Origin of the sequence: Thalassospira sp. MIT121401, assembly GCF_047125595.1 — a bacterium.
In the GTDB taxonomy this organism is placed as follows: domain Bacteria; phylum Pseudomonadota; class Alphaproteobacteria; order Rhodospirillales; family Thalassospiraceae; genus Thalassospira; species Thalassospira povalilytica.
The window spans coordinates 1,752,501-1,770,869 of record NZ_CP138926.1 but is presented as its reverse complement, the minus strand read 5'-3'; the positions used below and the strand labels follow the sequence as shown (position 1 = coordinate 1,770,869).

Here is an 18,369-nt window from a genome sequence, read left to right as displayed (position 1 = left end):
ATGAAAACACTAACTTTGGCCGCGATTGGTGGTGGTGTTCTTTCCACGATCCTGTCCTTCTCGTTTACTGCAAAAGCAGACAATCACATCTTCTATGGCATTCAAATGGAGCAGTTTGAATACCGCTCTGGTGACGAAGGGGAAAATCTTTTCGTTTGGGATGGTGATGCATTTGTTGGAACCGATGAACTGAAGTTACGTTGGCAAGGCGAAGGCGAGCGTGATCTAAAGAATGATCTCTACGAAAACTTCGAGAACAGACTGGTCCTGCAAACACCAATCAGCGACTTTTTCGATGCCAAGGCCGGTATTCGTCTGGATACGCCCAGCACAACAGATCGTTGGTATGGAACCGTTGGAATCATGGGGCTTGCTCCTCAATGGTTTGAAGTCGACGCTGATCTGTTTGTCAGCGAGACCGGAGACGGCAGTGCACGGCTTGATGTTGAGTATGAGGGCTTGCTGACCAATCGTTTAATCCTCACACCTTCGCTGGAGCTGAATGCTGCGTTCTCTGACGATCGTGAGATTGAGGTCGGACGCGGATTTTCACGCGCAGAAATCGGGCTGCGGCTTAGCTATGACCTGATCGACCGTGCCGTTGCACCTTATATCGGGGTTGCCTATGAGCGGAAACTCGGAAAAACCGCAGACTTTGCAAAAGATGACGGCGAAGATTATGAGGCAACTTACCTCGTAACCGGTCTCCGCCTTCTTTTCTAAGCATCACACGACAGGGAGGACTTTCCTCCCTGTCTGTTTTGCCGAACCTTCTACAGGAACCTAACTGCAATGATGGAAATCGTCCACGATATGGGGCATCGCTTGACGCACTACATATCAAGCGATGCACACTGGTGGGTTCATCTTGTATTCCATTTGGTGGTGTTTGGGGTGCCGGTTGCGCTGATCATTATTCTCAGCGCGACGGGATACAGGGTTTTAAGACGCCGCAGATATGTTCTTGCGCAACAGGCTCAAAAGCCCTCGGCAAAGAGCGGAACAGCGCTCCTGCAGTACATATTCAACGCTTCATGGAAGCGGCAGCTAAAACTGGGCCTACTGGCGACGGCCTCTTTGCCGGCTCTTTACATGAGCCTCGAGCTTCCGAAGTTGATCATCAACAACGCCATTGAGTCAGGACATTTTCCAGCTACCTATTTAGGAATGGAGTTCTCTCAAACGATGGCTTTACTTGCTCTCTGTCTGCTTTTTTTATTGGCGATTGGCGTGCATGGCTGGCTGAAATATCAGGTTAATTTGCAATCCGGTGCGCTGGCTGAACACATGTCACGCCGCCTACGGCTTGATATTTCAAAATTCAGCTTTCGAAAGCCATCCCCCAAAGGAGGGGAATTGATTCCGGTTATTGTGCAGGAGGTAGAGCCCGTAGCTGGATATGCTGCAGAGTCGATTGTGCTGCCTTTGTTACAAGGCGGTACATTCCTGACGATTCTGACTTTCATGCTCGTGCAAGATTTGGTTTTGGGCATCGCCGCAACCGCACTGTTGCCGCTTCAGATTTTTGTCATCCCCAGATTCCAGAAGAAAATTAATGCTTTGTCTCGAACGCGGCTGAAGGAAGTCAGAGTTCTCGGCGAGAAGATAGGGAACATCTCAAACGATAACCAGCCAGGTGCCCGGGATATTTACGGGTCATACAAGCGACTTCACGACCTTCGTCTCTCTATCCACAAGAACAAGTTCGCCATGAAGTCTTTAAACAATTTCATATCACAGATGACGCCCTTCTTCTTTTACACAATTGGAGGGTATCTGGTGATAAAAGGCGATCTCACGCTCGGGGCTCTAATCGCAGTATTAACTGCATACAAAGACATGGGCGCTCCGCTAAAAGAGCTCTTTCGCTACTATCAGGCGCAAGCCGATGCTCACGTCAGATACTCCGAAATCAAACCTTACATCTCAAAGGAAATCAACAGTACGGACAACCGGCTTGCAGATGTAACGGTTCTGTCTGAAGTCGGTTAAAAAAAACGTCCCCTTAATTGAGGTAGGTCAACGTAACTCGATATTTAAGGGCATAAGTGTTACGTTACTGCCCAAAGGAAGTTTGATCAATGAATGCACAGCAAGCACTAATACGCGCCGTACTGATCCTGCTCGTCGGGATTAGCGCTATAATGCTTGCTCCCCATATTGCAGTCGCGTCGACTGGATCTTTTCCTGCGCATTCTGCAGAACTCAATGGTTTTGACGTTGAACACCAGCATGACCTGGCTTCGTGCTGCCCTCAGGTTTCTTGTCACTCCACATCAGCGGTCCTTACCGAGATTATCCTACCGGTTTCCGAGTTTTCCCATGTACAGAACGGGATAGAAGAAGTGTCCCTTCAGCCGGTATCTCGGTCATGGATTTTCCAGCCTCCCATATCCTGATCCTCCCGAACAAATAGCGAATAACTGTTCTGGGTTCTGCACCTGCCGATGGCATGCGTACAGATCGAGCCTTGGTGTTCTGCACCATGCTGCTTTCAGACGGAACAGTCATACCTAAAGGTATTTATGGGATGGCGAAGAGAAATGGAAAATATTCTCAGTTGGTTGCTTTGGGGAGCCTTCATCATATTGATGATGCGCTTTGGTTGCGGTGCTCACATGTTTGGGCACAAAAAGCACACCCACAATAAGAAACAAGCGGACGGTCAGGCTGAGGCAATCCGATGGGAGCACCCTCAGTCCGCCGTTGACCCGGTTTGTCATAAAACTGTCGATCCGCGCATCGCCAAAACAGCCATTTATGGCGGTGAAGTATTCTACTTCTGTTCAGACACCTGTCGTTCGAAATTTGAAGTGTCGCCAGATACCTATGTCGATGGCAGCGCAATTAGCCGACAAACTCACGTATCGCCAAGCTAGTTCAGCGAAATCAATAGGCGGCAGCAACAGGACCAGGGTTGACTAGTTCCCTTGGTCTCACGTGTCTTCGAATATTTGATACATACGCATAAAACAAAGGCCCGAAGAAAATGAAAAAACAAATCAATTGGCCAAAGTATTTGGTTATCGGTTTTTTCGCAGTAGGGATCATCGCCATGACCCTGAATTCGTTTCTGCCCGGGAAAGATGACATCAAAGATCTTGAACTGACCGATAGCGGAATTGCGCTCCCCAGTTTCAGCAAGGAAGCCATGGTAGGAAACCAGCTTTTCGATATGAACTGTGTTGCTTGTCACGGAGGCAATGCAACAGGCACAGAGCAAGGCCCGCCGCTGATGCACAGAATCTACAATCCGGGACATCATTCAGATCGCGCATTCTATCTAGCTGTTCAAAACGGGGCAAAACAACATCACTGGCCCTTTGGCGATATGCCAGCCCAGCCTCAGGTCAGTTCGGAACAGGTAGCACGGATCATTCGTTATATACGCGAGCTGCAAGAAGCAAACGGCATCGCGTACCAAAAACACCAAATGTGAGGCAGGAATGGATCATCAGGCAGAATACAAGAAAAACAGTATCTCGCTCCTTGGCGCCATATCCATGGGCACCGGTGTTATGATCGGAGCAGGAATTTTTGCTTTGACCGGACAAATTGCCGAACTTGCAGGAAAGTGGTTCCCGTTGTCGTTCCTGTTTGGCGCACTTGTCACTGCTTTTAGTGCTTATACCTACATCAAGATGTCCAATGCTTTCCCGTCTGCAGGCGGGATCGGAATGATCCTCCAAAAAGCATACGGGCCGGGAGCCATAGCAGGCGGCGCAGCATTGCTGATGGCCTTTTCGATGGTCATCAACGAGAGTTTGGTCGCAAGAACATTTGGAACCTATGTTTTGCGGGCGTTTGACCTGACAGAGCTTGAAGTTCTTATACCGGTATTGGGTGTTTGCCTGATAATTTTTGCATATGCTGTTAACAGAGCTGGCAACAAATCGGTTGGCCTGTTTTCAATGGTCATGGCCGCGTTGAAGATCGGCGGCATTGCATTGTTTGCAATTGCAGCGCTGTGGGCTGGTGGATACTCGTTCGAGCCGTCATCACCCGACGGCGCGAGCTTTCCATTGGCCGGTTTTGTCGCATCAATTGCTCTTTCAATTCTGGCCTTCAAAGGGTTCACAACGATCACAAACAGTGGTGCTGAAATCGTGAGCCCTCATAAGAATGTGGGTCGTGCGATTACGTTCTCAATCCTGATTTGCGTTGTCGTATATATTCTCGTGGCGCTTGCTGTTGGTTCAAGCCTTGACTTGGACGAACTGATAAAAGCCAAAGACTATGCCCTCGCCCAAGCTGCACAGCCAGCATTGGGGCCCATCGGATTTTATCTGACTGTGCTGCTCGCAGTCGTTGCGACGGCGTCCGGTTTGCTAGCAAGCGTGTTTGCGGTGTCAAGAATGCTCGCGATGCTGACCGATATGGAGATGATCCCGCATAGTCATTTTGGAATGTCGGGTTCAATCAAAGACCACACACTTGTTTACACGGTTGTCGTGGCAGCGCTGTTGACAATCTTTTTTGATTTAAGCCGGATCGCTTCACTTGGCGTGTTTTTCTATCTGGTCATGGATGTGCTCATCCACTGGGGATGCTTTAAGTACCTACGACAAGAAATAGGAGCACGCGGCTTTGTAATGATTACAGCAATTGTCTTTGACATCATCGTGCTGCTCGTTTTCGCCGGCATGAAATTGCAAAGCGACCCATCCATTGTTCTCATTGCAACTTTGATGATCGTTGCTGTGTTCATTTTTGAACGTTGGTTCCTGTCAAACTGGATAAACCAATCGGCCAAGGCGCACAGTCACGATCACTCAGAACATTGATTATCCGCAGTGACATTGCAGCATAACAGCAGGAAGCAGACCATGTCTGATCATCATCATAAGAAGCACCAGGATAATCACAAAATGTCTGATCAATCAGGACAGTCGACGGATCCTGTTTGCGGTATGTCGGTCACGGTGGATGCCGATACACCACGCTCTCGGTACGGCAGTGAGACATATTATTTCTGTTCGCAGAAATGTAAGGGCAAGTTCGATAGCTCTCCTGAGAGCGTATTGTCCTCAGAGGAAGAGACATCTGCTGCAAACAGCGCTTCGTCATCGACTTCGGGTCGCTACACCTGCCCGATGCATCCAGAGATCATACGATCCGAACCTGGTTCCTGTCCGATCTGCGGAATGGCACTGGAACCGATGGATATGCCAACAGAAAATGACGCACCAAACCCCGAGATTCGGGATTTCAAAAAGAGATTCTGGTTAGGCGCAGCTCTTACGGTGCCGCTTATTGTCCTAACGATGGGGCCGTTTGTTGGTTTGGGTTTCATCCGGGAAATGATTGGAGAACGCGTTACTCTTTGGGTGGAGTTGGTTCTCGGAACGCCTGTTGTCCTGTGGTCCGGCTTCCCATTCATGGTTCGTGGATGGCATTCTGTGGTGAACCGTTCTCTCAACATGTTCACCTTGATCGGGATGGGCGTTAGCGCAGCTTATATATTTAGCGTCGTCGCAGTGATTTCTCCGGGTATTTTTCCTGATGGCTTCAGAGACGCACAGGGACATGTCGGTGTGTATTTCGAAGCTGCAGCTGTCATCGTTGTCCTTGTGCTTCTTGGCCAACTAATGGAATTGGGGGCTCGGGAACGAACCGGCTCGGCAATCAAAGCGTTATTGGGTCTTGCTGCGAAAACAGCCCGCATTATTGAAGATGATGGTTCTGAACGAGAAGTTCCTCTTGAGGATGTAACCGTCGGAATGCGTTTGAGGGTTCGCCCAGGTGACAAGATACCTGTCGATGGCGTTGTCGTTGAAGGACGGTCGTCAGTTGATGAATCCATGATTTCGGGTGAACCCGTTCCAATTGAAAAAAATCCAGATGACGATGTCACCGGAGCAACAATCAACGGAAATGGCAGCCTGATCATCCTGGCCAAACGGGTTGGCAAAGATACTGTCTTGAGCCAAATCGTTGATATGGTCTCCCATGCTCAGCGAAGCAAAGCGCCAATCCAAAAGGTTGCAGACACGGTTGCAGGCAAGTTTGTGCCTGCTGTTATCCTGGTTGCTTTGATCGCCTTCGTCGCTTGGGCCATCTGGGGGCCCGATCCGTCATTGTCATACGGGCTTGTCGCAGCGGTTGCTGTTCTGATCATTGCGTGTCCCTGCGCCCTTGGTTTGGCAACGCCGATGTCAATCATGACAGCGACCGGCCGTGGTGCACAAATTGGTGTGCTCATTAAAAATGCAGAGGCCTTGGAGCGATTTGCGAAGATCGATGTGCTCATTGTCGATAAAACCGGGACTTTGACAGAGGGTAAACCAAAACTTGCAGGTGTAATCGCCCAACCGGATTTTCAGGAGGAGGAAGTTCTTTCTGTCGCTGCGGCGCTGGAAAAGGGATCCGAACATCCATTGGCTGACGCCATTGTCAGTGCTGCTCAGGAGCGCGGATTGTCCCTTGATAAGGCAGAGGAATTTGAAGCTGTAACCGGTCAGGGCGTCACCGGAAAGGTGGGTGGCAAGTCGGTTGCCCTAGGTAATAGCAAACTCCTTCAGACTCTCAATATCGATCATTCTGCTGTTGATAAAACAGCAAATGATCGGCGAGATATGGGGGAGACGGTAATGCATGTCGTTATTGATGGAAGAATTGCCGGGCTCATTTCCGTAGCCGATCCGATCAAGGACACGACGTTGGAGGCTTTAAAGGCGCTCAAGAAGCAAGGCTTCAGAATCGTCATGGCAACCGGTGACAACCAACGAACAGCAAAATCCGTTGGCAATAAACTTTCCATTGACGAGATTCGGGCCGATGTCTCCCCAGAAGACAAAGCCAATTTAATTATGGAACTCAAGGCTGAAGGCCATCAGGTAGCCATGGCAGGTGATGGCGTCAACGACGCCCCTGCTCTTGCTCAGGCTGATGTCGGAATTGCGATGGGTACGGGCGCTGATGTTGCAATTGAAAGTGCTGGTTTCACCCTCGTCAAAGGTGACTTGAGCGGGATTGTTAGAGCCCGAGAACTCTCGGAAGCAACGATGCGCAATATCCGGCAAAACCTCTTCTTTGCGATGGTCTATAACGCAGCCGGTGTGCCTGTTGCTGCGGGTCTGCTCTATCCGTTCTTTGGCATTCTCATCTCACCAATGTTTGCAGCTGCAGCCATGAGCTTATCCTCGGTATCAGTCATTGCGAATGCACTGAGGTTACGTCGAGCAAGTTACTAGCATCCCAATATTGACTGATTGGGCGAGGGGTGAACCAGACAAGGCTGACTTTAATACAAGACAGTTCACCCCTCGCCCATTTTAAATGACATACCAGCCAGCACTCAGAACTTTAAATCTCTTCTGATCCGTTCCCAAAATTCATCTGTCGGCTTTTTACACTTGGTAGCCAGAAATCTATTTTCACCTTGATAATTTCGAGTTTACGCACCGATAGATGCAATCCTGTATATTTACATTGTAGGGTTACATACATGCGATCATCATCAATTGGCCAATCTATTTTCATCGAGTCAGTGTTGATGCATTTATCTTCTAACCGCCTATACAATTTGACTGAACAGTTTTTGTATGAACAAAAATAATAATATACTTGTATTTACTCTTTTAAATCAGAGCTCTGAATAATAACGAACTATATTAAATGTAATATAAATAATGACGGATGCACGATTGCTCGAAGCCCTGAAGCAAAGGCATTGGGGATAAAGATGGGACAACCTTTGTTCCAGATCCGCGATCTGATCGGTCGGCATGGCGTGATCGTCAAATCCAGCAATTATGCACTCTATGGCGATATCAGCCGACGGGTGATGACGCTCATAGCAAACGAAGTACCGGACAGCTCAATCTATTCAATAGACGAAATTTTTATCGATCTGGACAATATGCCCATCGATCATGATCGATGGGCACGGGATCTGAAGGCGAAGATCTTGCGCGAAACCGGGATACCTGTCGGGATTGGCATCTCGACCACAAAAACACTTGCGAAGCTCGCGAACCGTCTGGCAAAGAAATCCCCCAAAGCAAAAGGCGTGGTTGTCCTCGATGATCAGAAATGGATCGACGTCGCCCTGGAGCGAACTGAGGCAGGCGACGTTTGGGGCGTTGGGCGAAAGTTCGCCCTCAAGCTTGCCACCATTGGCGTTACAACGGCCCGTCAACTTCGCGATATGCCCGATACAACCGCCCGGAAAATGATGACGGTCGGCGGCCTGAAAACCGTGCGTGAACTACGCGGCATTCGTTGCATCGATCTCGATGACAGCCCACCACAACGTGAAACCGTGTGCGTGTCGAGATCCTTCGGAAAAGAGATTAACGACAGGGAAATGTTAAAAGAGGCGCTGATTACGTTCGCGGGCCGGGCATGTTCAAAGTTGCGCCGGCTGAGTCTTGTCGCGTGTCGGTGTCAGCTCTTTATTTTGAGCAACAGATTCAAGAAAGATCGACCGCAGTTCTCGCGCGGTTGCGAGCTGACAATGACGCCGGCAACGAATGACACAAGGATCGTAAGTAACCTCGTTGGCCAGAACATCAATCGGATTTGGCGCAACGATCTTGCAGTGAAAAAAGCCGGCATATTGATGCTGGATTTGTGTCGGCCGGAAGATGCGCCCAGAGATCTTTTTACAGGACACTGCCAACTGGACAACCCGCTTATGAAAGCAATTGATCAGCTTGAAGGGAGATTTGGGAAGGAAGCTGTGACGGTTGGCAGAATGTCCAGGTCAAACGGCCCAGACTGGTTCATGGCATCGACCAATCGATCCCCATGCTATACGACGAAATGGCGTGACATTCCTGTAATCCGTTTGACACCCGTTAGCCTTATAACGCCGTTTCTACCTGCTTTTTTTAGCTAACCCATAAGTGCCACACAGCAATATCCCCTGGTAATTTGCCGCCGTGGCCACCATGCACATATTTGAAGTAGCGCCCATGCTCGGATCGGGCAGCATCAGGCAATGAGACCGCGCATTTTTGTGGTAGTGACACCACTGCATACTCAGGTGGTGAACGTCGCGTTGCCGCCTCGAGAAATGGACTTAGGTGGCAGGTGGTAGAAGCCCCGTCCCTGACGTAGGCTAGCATCAGGGCCTCCTGATTAGTCCAAGCGTAGTCGCCAGTTGTAAACCGAGCCAAACCATCCCGGCAATAGAGGTCAACTGTCTTTCCCTTCGTTATATGGATGAGCTTGCATTCAACAATCAACGGAAACAAGTGCTGCCGGCTCGTCAAGGAAATCTGGATATCAGGCCGCATCTCAAAACGGGTTGCGTCGTAATTCTTCGTTTCCGTACCACGAGAAACCGACCTAACCAACAGACTGGCCAAAGAGTTCTCGCCTACCAGATGGTTCAAGCGATCAACCATTAAACTGTTTAGATGTTTCTCTTCGCCACTGGAGACTGCCTCATGATAGTCCGCTTTGATTCCAGTATAGGCGTTCTGCAATAGTTCTAGGATGACTTCAACATGCGAGTGATCAAGTGCCGGCAGCGGCAACTCTTGCCCGCGGATCAATTCTGACAAATGATCTTGCAATATCGAGGGCGTTCTGCTCATACCGCAGGAAGCTCCGTAAACAACTCCGGTCTTGACCAGATTATACGCTGGGCAGCAAGGCGTGCTTGTGTTTCGCTCCAGTATCGGGATTGAGCAAGGATCAAAATAGCTAAGCGATGCTTACCGTTGTCCATGATTATTTCAGTCGCACTGGTGCGATCAGCAACTGCGGCAAGAGCACGAATCTCGGCAAGTGAACTCACCATCTGGTTTTCAGTTTCAGTGTCGCGGGACGTAGAAATGTTAAGCATGTGCCAAGGGGACGATTGTCGAGCAGGAGCATAGTCTACACGAATAGTACATTCGAAGCGTTGTGCAAATCTGGCGAGTTCGGCTTCCAGCGTTCGACAATAGTTTTCGATCTGGTCGATTGAAGGTGCGCTCTGTGCCAACTCCCGATTTGAGGCATAAGGGAGATTGAACCGCAACGTATCTTCGATAATGGTCAAGTCCCGTTCGCCCAACCCATACAGTTTTGCGACCCAAACATCGACGTCTGCCCAAACATCACCGCCCTCTTCTTCCAACCGAGCAAAAAGGTCGCGCACCTCCCGCACCTTATCCTGCGAAAGTGTTTCAAACGGAGGAATCATGACCTCCTCAAGGATGGATTTCTCAACAACCTCACGTTCAAAGCCGAATTCGCCACTGGTAATCAGAGATATCCAAAGCACGACGCGACTACCAAGCACAAGTGCAAGATAGCGAGTCAACAAAGAAGCTTTATCAGCTCCCTTGGCACTAAACCCATACCAGCTCTCATTGAATACAATGTCTTGATCGCAGACTGACACCTGTATCCTCTGTAGCTTGGCTGGCGGAGATTTGCGAACGAGCAAGATCGGTCCGTTATAGATCGCTCTATTTCGCGCACGATGAAGGCGCTTCACACCAAAAGCCGGAAGCCGTGAGGGGTCAATAACTAAGGTCGCTGATGACACGTCATCAAGATGAGGAAGCCCGTGCAATGGAGCAGCGTCCTCACCGATATTTCCATCATCCTGCCTCTTGCTACTATCCCGAATTTTTTGGTAGCCGTTTCCACTGGCAAGCTCCCCGTCACATAACTCCTGCCAATAGCGGCTTAGCGTCGTGAAACTGCCTCGCCTCACCCTATCAATTAGCGATAGATCAGCCTCACTACCGCGAAATAGGATCTTCAGTGTTTCCGGACGCTCCCGCAGATCTTGTGGACGCACAACATATGCGTTAGCCGCGTCGATCCGCATTACTCCGGCGCTATTGAAGCTCTTTTCATAGCGAGGGGTAAGCATCCGAAATCCGGACGCGGTATGCGAAGGTCGGTTAACGGCAAAGAGGAGGCAAAACGGAGCCGAAATGCTCGGCCAGACCTTGGTCCGGCGTAGCTCAGAGCCGTTGATGATCGATGTCACATCCAACGCTTCCAAGAGGCTCTGTCTGGCGAGCGGCATACCATCCCCTTGCTGGAAGAGGAAGCGCGCATGTAGTGCAAATATGATTTGAGCATCAGGCTTTGCCCAACGCATTGCTCGCCAGACAAACGGTAAATCAAGAACGGCATTGGGCAAAGAAGGAGGAGCGATATCGGCTCGGCCTCTGCTTCGAGCGATATCGTGAACTTCCGCAAGGAGGAGCCTCCAGTCTTCCAGTCCGGTCGCACTAGCCCACGGTGGGTTCCCAATCACTAGGTCGTACTGACCATCATGCTCCTTACTAATTAGTGGGCCGAGGCTACCCAGTTGCTTTGCTTCGGGGCGATCAATATCAGTGGTGTCGATTGGACGATGCAAAACGACCCCGCGCAAATCGTCGAAGTGTAGCTTGTCCACCGGTCGAGGATTGGGGTCGAGTTCAATTGAAAGCAAGTAGAGACCGAGAGCGCAAAAACGCAACGCTTCTTCGTTGATGTCAAACCCTCGGACTTGACTATAAAGGATTTCGCGGAGCGCCGTCGTGCCAGGTCTTTGGCCGTCGGATCTCCAACGCGCAGCAACTAACTCACGAAACGCCGCAAGCAGAAAAACGCCTGCGCCAGCTGCGGGGTCCAATATCCGCGCAGCGGCAGAAATGCCCTGACTATCCAATCCACGAAACGCAGCCGAAACCATCAAATTGGCAATCGGATGAGGAGTATAAAAGCCTCCCTCCTGCTGTTGCTTCTTTGGGGCATGCTTTCGCAGATAATATTCATAAGCTTGGCTCAGCACACCGACCGGAATGTGTGAGAAATCCAGATTATCCCACTGTTCTCTCCATCCCAGTGACAGTTGGCCTCCCTCAGCGCGCCGCAGAATATTACCAAGCACATGACATGCTTCCAAGGTAAGTTTCGGAAACACTGCATTTGACAACGGGAGTAACTCACCGTTGAAGGTCTTATCTAGCCACAAACAAGAGAGGCGCACTAAATCTGGTTGATCGAACAGCTCATGTTCTTCAGGGCTAGCTTCGTTGACCGACGCATATCTCCCCGTAATATCCTTAGCTGAAGGCAGTAAACCGCGATCAGCAAGAAAACGCATGAAGAGCGCCCGTCCGACCAATGATATCGCGTCCTCACCCGAAAGGTCGGCATCGGCTTTGAGAGACGATATAGCTTGATCAAGTAATTTCAGAATGACGCCGGTGATCCACGTCCTATCATTGACTTCAGCAGCCGGGCGCAGGTTCGCCAAGCGCGGCAAGGTAAGCCAAGTTTCATCATCGGAGACGCCGGCATCAACGCGCACCTTAGAAAGAGCATGGCGATCTAGTGCGATCCGATATACATCCAACCTTCCTGGGAAAACCACTCCGAGGTATGGCGCATCACCTCGCATGGCGAGAATCCGTCGAATTCGCTTAAGCTGCTCAAGGTCTCCGTTTAACCGGTCGCCATCTACAAGGAAAACTAACGGGCACCCTTGCCACTCATAAACACCTTCAACCAGGCGTAAATCGTCGTCACTCTCGCGAGCCATGAGAATTGTCGAATAGGCAAGCAACTCTGGCGCCGGATTGTGGAATAGACGAATGCCGTCGCGATCAGCGCCTAGATCATCAAGGATATTGATCATACCGATCATAGTTCTGCCTCGAACCAGAGTAGCCAGCCCAAATGGTTAGCTCGATATTGCAAGAGAGAATAGAACGTTATCATTCGTCAAGATCCAGTGGCACCTGTCGGTCGCCCCCGAACTGGCCGGACTTTGCTCGGCCGCGAGGCTTTTTAGCGGTTAGTTCCACCTTCGCCAACACCCCTTGGAAATCGAGCCCTTTAACGCCCATCTCAGCCACGAGTGCTGCAATGATCGCCAAATGGTCAGGAACCACACCTGAACGGGCGTAATTTGAAACAGAATTAGGGTTCATTCCAATTAATTCGGCAAACGCCCTGACGCTTAGGCCTGCTCGCGCGAGATCGTGGAGAAACCTTTCATAAACCATTACATCAAAGCCCTGAACACATAATTTTATGTACCTTCCCACATAGAATCATGTGTTGCAATCAAATAAACATGTGCGAGGCAGGGGGAGGGTGAAGCGACGGGATCCGGATCTACTAGGGCACCAAGCACCGGAACATCAATCCACTCGGTAGATCCGTGCGTGAATTGACGCTTTTTTCATTGGCCTAGATCAGACCGAACCTGTAACTGCTGACGGTTCCGAAGCAAGACTTGAGAGACGTATAACACTGTAATGGATAGATCACTTTACGGAGATTACTACAAGCATATTCGAGCTCAACTCCAATTATGAATATGGCTGGTTAGTCACATAAATTGTCAAGAAGATATGTTCCTGATGAAGCGATGCTATTCTTCCTGTTTCCGTTGTTCCAGCACGGTGTCAAAGGTCGTGGATATGTTCGCAGTGGCAATATCGCTATTGATATCTGAACCTTTGTCTAAGTCCATCGTTAGCCCGATCCAGAAGGCCACAACCTCATCGGCCCGTGCGCGGTATAGATCCAATTGCGCAGGGTCTTCATAAGCCTGCTCGGCAAGGCTGGCGATATGATATTCTGCTTTGGACGTAATCTTTACGAAATCCAACATTTCTTATTGCTCCTTCCCGTCCTGCGCAGCTTTGGCGTTGTACAGGTCGCCATTCAGGTAAACGCGCACCGCCTCGCCCGGACGTAGGTGCGTTTCTTCCACGCCAGCCGCGCCGAAATAATCCTGAATTTGACCTATACATCCCTCATGAGGAAAAGCCGGGCCCACATAAGAAAGCTCAAGCGGTTGTGAGCCGTTAACCTTCAGATCAGTAAAACACACCGACACCCGAGCCCCCACCACCTTGGACTTTTCACCATAAAAGACGGACCGCACCGGCAGAATGGTTGCTCCTTCGCGGCTTATAGCGGAATGAACAAGCATAACGGCCACTTGTTCGTCGTGCACGTCGGTTACAACTGCAAACAGATTTTCTGTTTGCAAAATGGGTTCGCCAGCAATAGCCGACCCTCCGGCCATCAGTGCCGGGACGAAAGCCGATACTGTGAGGGTGGTTTTCATTTATTTGGTCCAATGCAAAGCAAAATAGTCGGCACACTCAGGCGAGGCGGTTTTCCCCATGGCCATATAGGCTTCTAGCCCCTGCCCTGCGTGTGCCAATTCAGCCACTTTTTCAAAACCATCGTGGCAGCTTTTGAACTTTGGGTCCGTAGCATCTTCGCACTGGCGGCGTGTGATATCGATCTGATCAAGGGTAAATTCATTAACCTGATCAGTTTTTACGTACAGCTCAATCATGCGAAAAGTGGAACTGATTTTGGTATGGCAGGCACTGGTTGGTTTTACGACGTCAGCTGCTTGTGCCGTGCCGCTAAGCGCAAAGGCAAAGGCAAAGGCAAAGGCAAGTGGTGCAAAGAGGGATTTCATTTCGATCCTTTGTGTTGATGGAAATTGAAGGTTGGCCTTGAATAGGCAGTATATATTCAGCACTAAATAAATACATGTGTAGCACTGAATATATTCTATTCTTGATGTCGCTTGAACTAGAGGTCTTCCGCCGCTTTGATGATCGCCCAACGAATAAAGTTGTTCTTGGATCGACCTGATTTTTCAGCTGCCCTTTCAAGGACTTCCCATTCAGCCTGATTGAATGGAAGGCTGATCGCCTTGTAATCCCGTTTTTTGCCCGGCGCCTTTGGCGGCCGCCCCATGCGGCCGGGCTTGGCAACTTCATCCACCCGGCTTGCAAAGTCTTCAATCTTCGCGGGATCGACATTTGGAATTTCAGCGTTTTTCGGCTCGCGACGTTTGACCATCAAAATATCCTTTGTATCAGAGCATTGATCTCGGAAGCCGCTTTGGGATTGTCCATCTCGACGACACTACGCCCCTCCGGAAGGGCATCCCGATAAACCTTGCGCTCACAGATGACCTCGGCAAGCAACTCGATTTCGGGAAAGTCTGCCAGATATTCGCGAGCCTCTTCGCGCTCGCGAATGGCTGGATTGGTCGGCACCATCGTCATAAGACCATGGACCTCAAGCCCCGGATTGAAATCACGCGCCTCGACAATGATTTTCTGCAGCTCACCCAACGTATCCAGGTCCGCATTCGAGGGCTTGAAAGGCACGATCAGCTTATGAGCTGCTGTCATACCCGTGCGAAGCTCTCGACTGTCTTTGCCAGGGGCGTCAACAATCACATACTCGTATCGATTGTTCAGATCGATCAGAGTATCGCGGATATTGTCGTATTTCTGAACGCAGTGGACTTTGGGAAGATCGGGATTTTCGTCCCGGTCCATCACCCATTTTGCAGCAGTGCTTAGTGGGTCGGCGTCAACCAACACAACATCATTTCCCTGCTTTGCGAGCGCGGCACAAACATTTACCGCTGTCGTCGATTTTCCACATCCGCCCTTGCGGCTTCCAAACAAGACAATCACAGCATTACTCCCGCATTAAATCAATACATAATCAGTATTGTATATGTGTTTTTTAGGTACCGGATCGACGATTGATGGTGAGAACTGTGCGAGCCGGTTTGACTGGTTCTGGTTTTGATACTGGCGAACTTAATCGGCCATCTAGCTGAGGATTTGCATTCTTGCGCCGCATCTTTTTGAAGCGACCCAACGCGATCTTCCGGGCGTGCTCACGATTATTTTCCGACACGGGATCATCGACAGATCCGTCCAGTCGATATCGATGACTGTCATCAAGCCCCAAAGCCATCTGGTATCCAGTCGCGCCGGTATATCTCTGCAGAGCATGTTTCAGCTCATCAGGTGTCGTTCCTGCTTTCATCAGATCGCCAAGGATAGCGCGCACACCAAGCTGAAACGGCTTGATCTGGTCTGATAGATTTGCTGGCAGAATTGCAATCTCCTCGCGCAACAAGGATTGCAGCTCTTGTGCGGCCCTTAGCTCAAAAGCCCTCGCAATGATCTTTCGATCAGCAGACCAGATTGAACCCTGGGATTTCTTGTGCTTGGTCACTTTGACCTCCATTCGAACCCGCATTGAGACAGCATTAAACCAACATTTATATGGTATCACTTAATTATTTAAATAGTATTTATTCAGTACCATTAATATACTGAATTATCAGATCAATGCAAGAACTAATTCAATACTAAATAAGTGTTTTTTTTGATAGTTTCGACAATGAAATATAGTGCCGTTCATTCAAGCGAACTGCACCATCCTCCGCACTCACCGCCATCATAGGGACGTGCATGCCCTTCCCGGATAAGGAGCTCATGAAGCCAGATATTGCCAACAGCGACCCAAGCGACTACACGGCCACCATAACGACCCCATTCAGGGTTGCAGAATTGAACCGGGGTATTTGTCTGGACAGCTTGATCCAGTAAAGCCCGAACCCGATCACGCGCAGCTGCTGCTGCCGATTTCTCCGCATCACATGCGCCCCGGATCTCCGGAGCATCAAGGCCAGCTACCCGGACAGACATTCTTGATATCGGATCTGGTAAGCCTGGCATTTGGATGAAGATCGTATCACCATCATAGGCGAGGCTGCCTTTGCTTTCGCGCAGCGGCCATTGATAGCAATTGAAATCGCTGGCATCGGCGCGGACGCTACCACAAACCGAAACCAGAAAAAGACCGAATAGGTACTTTTTCGATACTATTTTAGTTGCAATTCGGTATTCATTTGTTCTGATATCCGCTCCACACTTTGGATGATTTAAAGGAAACACACGTTCCCTCGCGCTGGTAAAAACCGGCAAAATTTTGCCGGTTATCCTTAATGCCATTCCTGTTTTACTCATGTCGTGTCCTCTTTGCCCACGGGGGCATAGTGCGCCCCACGACACGTCTCTTCACCACAAACAAGCTTAAGTTCCGGTTTGCCCCAGACTTGGGATGAACAGGACGGGCAGCGATATTTGACGCGATTAGAGCCGTTTTCTTTGATGGCAGGCGCCACAGCGGCAAGAGCACCAGAACTAGCACAGCCACCTCTCTCGACGGGAACCGGATCTACCGGCGGAAAACGGTCGAACCAGGACAAGGTATATTCTGTCGTCAAAAGATCCGCGCACGCACGGTCAAAAGGACCACCATCAATGATGTAATGCGTCATTTGTTCGCCAACCCTGCGACCGCCCGGTTCCCCGGTGTTGCTGGGCATCAAGCCGATCCGCTCCATGAAGTCGGCCCATTGGTGGTTATGGTACCCTCGACGGCCCGGCTTGCCGTAATGGTATTGCCACTGATGCGCCATTTCATGAACGAGTGTGGAAAGCGTTTCACGGATCGTCCTGGCAACGAAGTAACTCGGGTTCATGGCAATCTCGGCCGTAAGCTCTCCTGTCTCCCCACAAACAAACCGGTCGTGGGAGTAATAACCATAGGTCCGTTTGTGCCGCTGAAGAGTGATCAGACAAGCCGGAAGCTTGCCTTCAAAGATCCTGATATTGAAATGATCAAAAGCCGTCTGAAGCTCTGCATAGGCTTCGACTGTCGGCGTCGGGATCGAACTGACCGGATGAATGTTACCCATTGCCACCTCCCAGCGCGGGGAGAAAGCGTATCGCCCGATCCATGAATTGGATTTCAGCCTTCTGCGGGCTCCAGGGCAGCATATATTCCGGATACGGGGTAATGAATGGCGGCAAAGCCGGGTTTGCGACAATAGAATGATCTACGGTATCCCTGTATTCCGTGGCTTTAAGGCGCTGATCAATCCGCGTGATTTCATAAAGGACATGAACAGGCCAGGGCCAGATCAGGCCAGCGGCCTCGGTGTATCGCTGACGGATCGGACTGACGATGTGATGCTCAAAAGCGTCCCAGATACCAAGATCACGCATACGGTCTTTGATTGGGGTAATCAGATCGCCGGTTTGGTCTTCCTCGATGTCATGGAGAAGGATGTAGCACTTCACTTCCGGCGAAGCGTGATCACAAGCATCGACCAGATGTTGAGCAACCGTTACGTCACTTGCTCCGTTCCAGCGGCGAAGCCGCGAAAGGGCGCGGGCTTTTGCCTGAAACATCGAGATACGCTCGTCGAGCGTTTGGGGAAGGCCTTTGTCAGGTGAAACCAGTTCAAGCATAGCCTGCCTCCTGACCTTCAAGGGCACGTAGGCTATGGCGCACAGTCTCACGCAAACGAGCTGCTTTAAGCATCGAATAGAGATAGGCCGCGGGATCGCGCACGCCTTGTCTATCGACAGCGACAACAACAGCCGCCATTGCAGCCCAGCCGTGTTTGTCAAGTGCCACACGCCAAACCGCAGGTCTGAGCTTAACCTGGTTGGTGAGTATCCACCTGACAGCAGACACAACCGACTGGATTGCCGTGCCAGAAGGCTCAGGACCAACCAATTCGCAAAGTTCTGCCGCAGTAAGCTGTTTTTGAAGGGTGGGGGA

General features: G+C 50.2%; 19 protein-coding genes (1 of these 19 cut by a window edge). 7 read left to right on the top strand and 12 right to left on the bottom strand.

Going from position 1 to position 18,369, the window contains the following annotated elements; all coding sequences use genetic code 11:
• From SIB88_RS07975 to SIB88_RS07945, 7 genes are all read left to right on the top strand, one after another.
• Positions 1-723: a copper resistance protein B gene (locus SIB88_RS07975; protein WP_114100154.1), complete on the top strand. Its 723-nt coding sequence runs from the start codon at positions 1-3 to the stop codon at positions 721-723.
• A gap of 69 nt (positions 724-792) precedes the next feature.
• Positions 793-1,992: an ABC transporter ATP-binding protein gene (locus tag SIB88_RS07970; protein ID WP_412557813.1), complete on the top strand. Its 1,200-nt coding sequence runs from the start codon at positions 793-795 to the stop codon at positions 1,990-1,992.
• A gap of 551 nt (positions 1,993-2,543) precedes the next feature.
• A complete protein-coding gene (locus SIB88_RS07965) occupies positions 2,544-2,879 on the top strand; it encodes a YHS domain-containing protein (protein ID WP_064781637.1) in 336 nt (111 codons plus the stop codon).
• Positions 2,880-2,989: 110 nt separating this feature from the next.
• On the top strand, positions 2,990-3,439 hold the full coding sequence (locus SIB88_RS07960) for a c-type cytochrome (RefSeq protein WP_068518363.1): 450 nt from the start codon (positions 2,990-2,992) through the stop codon (positions 3,437-3,439).
• A 7-nt stretch (positions 3,440-3,446) separates the two neighbouring features.
• The gene (locus SIB88_RS07955; RefSeq protein ID WP_068518364.1) at positions 3,447-4,784 is read left to right on the top strand and encodes an APC family permease; all 1,338 of its coding nucleotides are present in this window, start codon (positions 3,447-3,449) and stop codon (positions 4,782-4,784) included.
• A 42-nt stretch (positions 4,785-4,826) separates the two neighbouring features.
• Positions 4,827-7,193 (top strand): heavy metal translocating P-type ATPase, encoded by a 2,367-nt coding sequence (locus SIB88_RS07950; protein WP_287466512.1) that lies wholly within the window; start codon positions 4,827-4,829, stop codon positions 7,191-7,193.
• Between the two features lie 404 nt (positions 7,194-7,597).
• Positions 7,598-8,842: a Y-family DNA polymerase gene (locus tag SIB88_RS07945; protein ID WP_412559405.1), complete on the top strand. Its 1,245-nt coding sequence runs from the start codon at positions 7,598-7,600 to the stop codon at positions 8,840-8,842.
• On the opposite strand, the gene SIB88_RS07940 is transcribed toward SIB88_RS07945, so the two are convergent.
• From SIB88_RS07940 to SIB88_RS07885, 12 genes are all read right to left on the bottom strand, one after another.
• Positions 8,835-9,545 (bottom strand): hypothetical protein, encoded by a 711-nt coding sequence (locus SIB88_RS07940; protein WP_412557812.1) that lies wholly within the window; start codon positions 9,543-9,545, stop codon positions 8,835-8,837. The two genes, SIB88_RS07945 and SIB88_RS07940, sit on opposite strands and share 8 nt — an antisense overlap.
• Positions 9,542-12,592 carry a class I SAM-dependent DNA methyltransferase gene (locus tag SIB88_RS07935; protein WP_412557811.1) on the bottom strand — a complete coding sequence of 1,017 codons (3,051 nt, stop codon included), beginning with the start codon at positions 12,590-12,592 and terminating at the stop codon, positions 9,542-9,544. Before SIB88_RS07935 ends, SIB88_RS07940 begins: the two co-directional genes overlap by 4 nt.
• Positions 12,593-13,324: 732 nt before the next feature.
• Positions 13,325-13,567, bottom strand: coding sequence for a hypothetical protein (locus SIB88_RS07930; RefSeq protein ID WP_412557810.1), 243 nt, complete (start codon positions 13,565-13,567; stop codon positions 13,325-13,327).
• Between the two features lie 3 nt (positions 13,568-13,570).
• Entirely contained in the window at positions 13,571-14,029 is a 459-nt protein-coding gene (locus tag SIB88_RS07925) for a hypothetical protein (protein ID WP_412557809.1), read from the bottom strand.
• A complete protein-coding gene (locus tag SIB88_RS07920) occupies positions 14,030-14,395 on the bottom strand; it encodes a hypothetical protein (protein WP_412557808.1) in 366 nt (121 codons plus the stop codon).
• A gap of 116 nt (positions 14,396-14,511) precedes the next feature.
• Positions 14,512-14,784: a hypothetical protein gene (locus SIB88_RS07915; RefSeq protein ID WP_412557807.1), complete on the bottom strand. Its 273-nt coding sequence runs from the start codon at positions 14,782-14,784 to the stop codon at positions 14,512-14,514.
• On the bottom strand, positions 14,784-15,413 hold the full coding sequence (locus SIB88_RS07910) for a division plane positioning ATPase MipZ (protein ID WP_412557806.1): 630 nt from the start codon (positions 15,411-15,413) through the stop codon (positions 14,784-14,786). Before SIB88_RS07910 ends, SIB88_RS07915 begins: the two co-directional genes overlap by 1 nt.
• A 52-nt stretch (positions 15,414-15,465) precedes the next feature.
• Positions 15,466-15,966 (bottom strand): ProQ/FINO family protein, encoded by a 501-nt coding sequence (locus SIB88_RS07905; protein ID WP_168173423.1) that lies wholly within the window; start codon positions 15,964-15,966, stop codon positions 15,466-15,468.
• A 185-nt stretch (positions 15,967-16,151) separates the two neighbouring features.
• Positions 16,152-16,763: a thermonuclease family protein gene (locus SIB88_RS07900; protein WP_412557805.1), complete on the bottom strand. Its 612-nt coding sequence runs from the start codon at positions 16,761-16,763 to the stop codon at positions 16,152-16,154.
• Positions 16,760-17,497 carry a SprT-like domain-containing protein gene (locus tag SIB88_RS07895; RefSeq protein ID WP_412557804.1) on the bottom strand — a complete coding sequence of 246 codons (738 nt, stop codon included), beginning with the start codon at positions 17,495-17,497 and terminating at the stop codon, positions 16,760-16,762. Before SIB88_RS07895 ends, SIB88_RS07900 begins: the two co-directional genes overlap by 4 nt.
• On the bottom strand, positions 17,490-18,053 hold the full coding sequence (locus SIB88_RS07890; RefSeq protein WP_412557803.1) for a hypothetical protein: 564 nt from the start codon (positions 18,051-18,053) through the stop codon (positions 17,490-17,492). The genes SIB88_RS07895 and SIB88_RS07890 overlap by 8 nt, the downstream gene beginning before the upstream one ends.
• Positions 18,046-18,369, bottom strand: partial view of a helix-turn-helix domain-containing protein gene (locus tag SIB88_RS07885; protein ID WP_412557802.1) — the 3' portion only. The gene runs 756 nt beyond the window's last position; only the last 324 of its 1,080 coding nucleotides appear in the window; its start codon lies off the right edge, out of view; it ends in the stop codon at positions 18,046-18,048. The genes SIB88_RS07890 and SIB88_RS07885 overlap by 8 nt, the downstream gene beginning before the upstream one ends.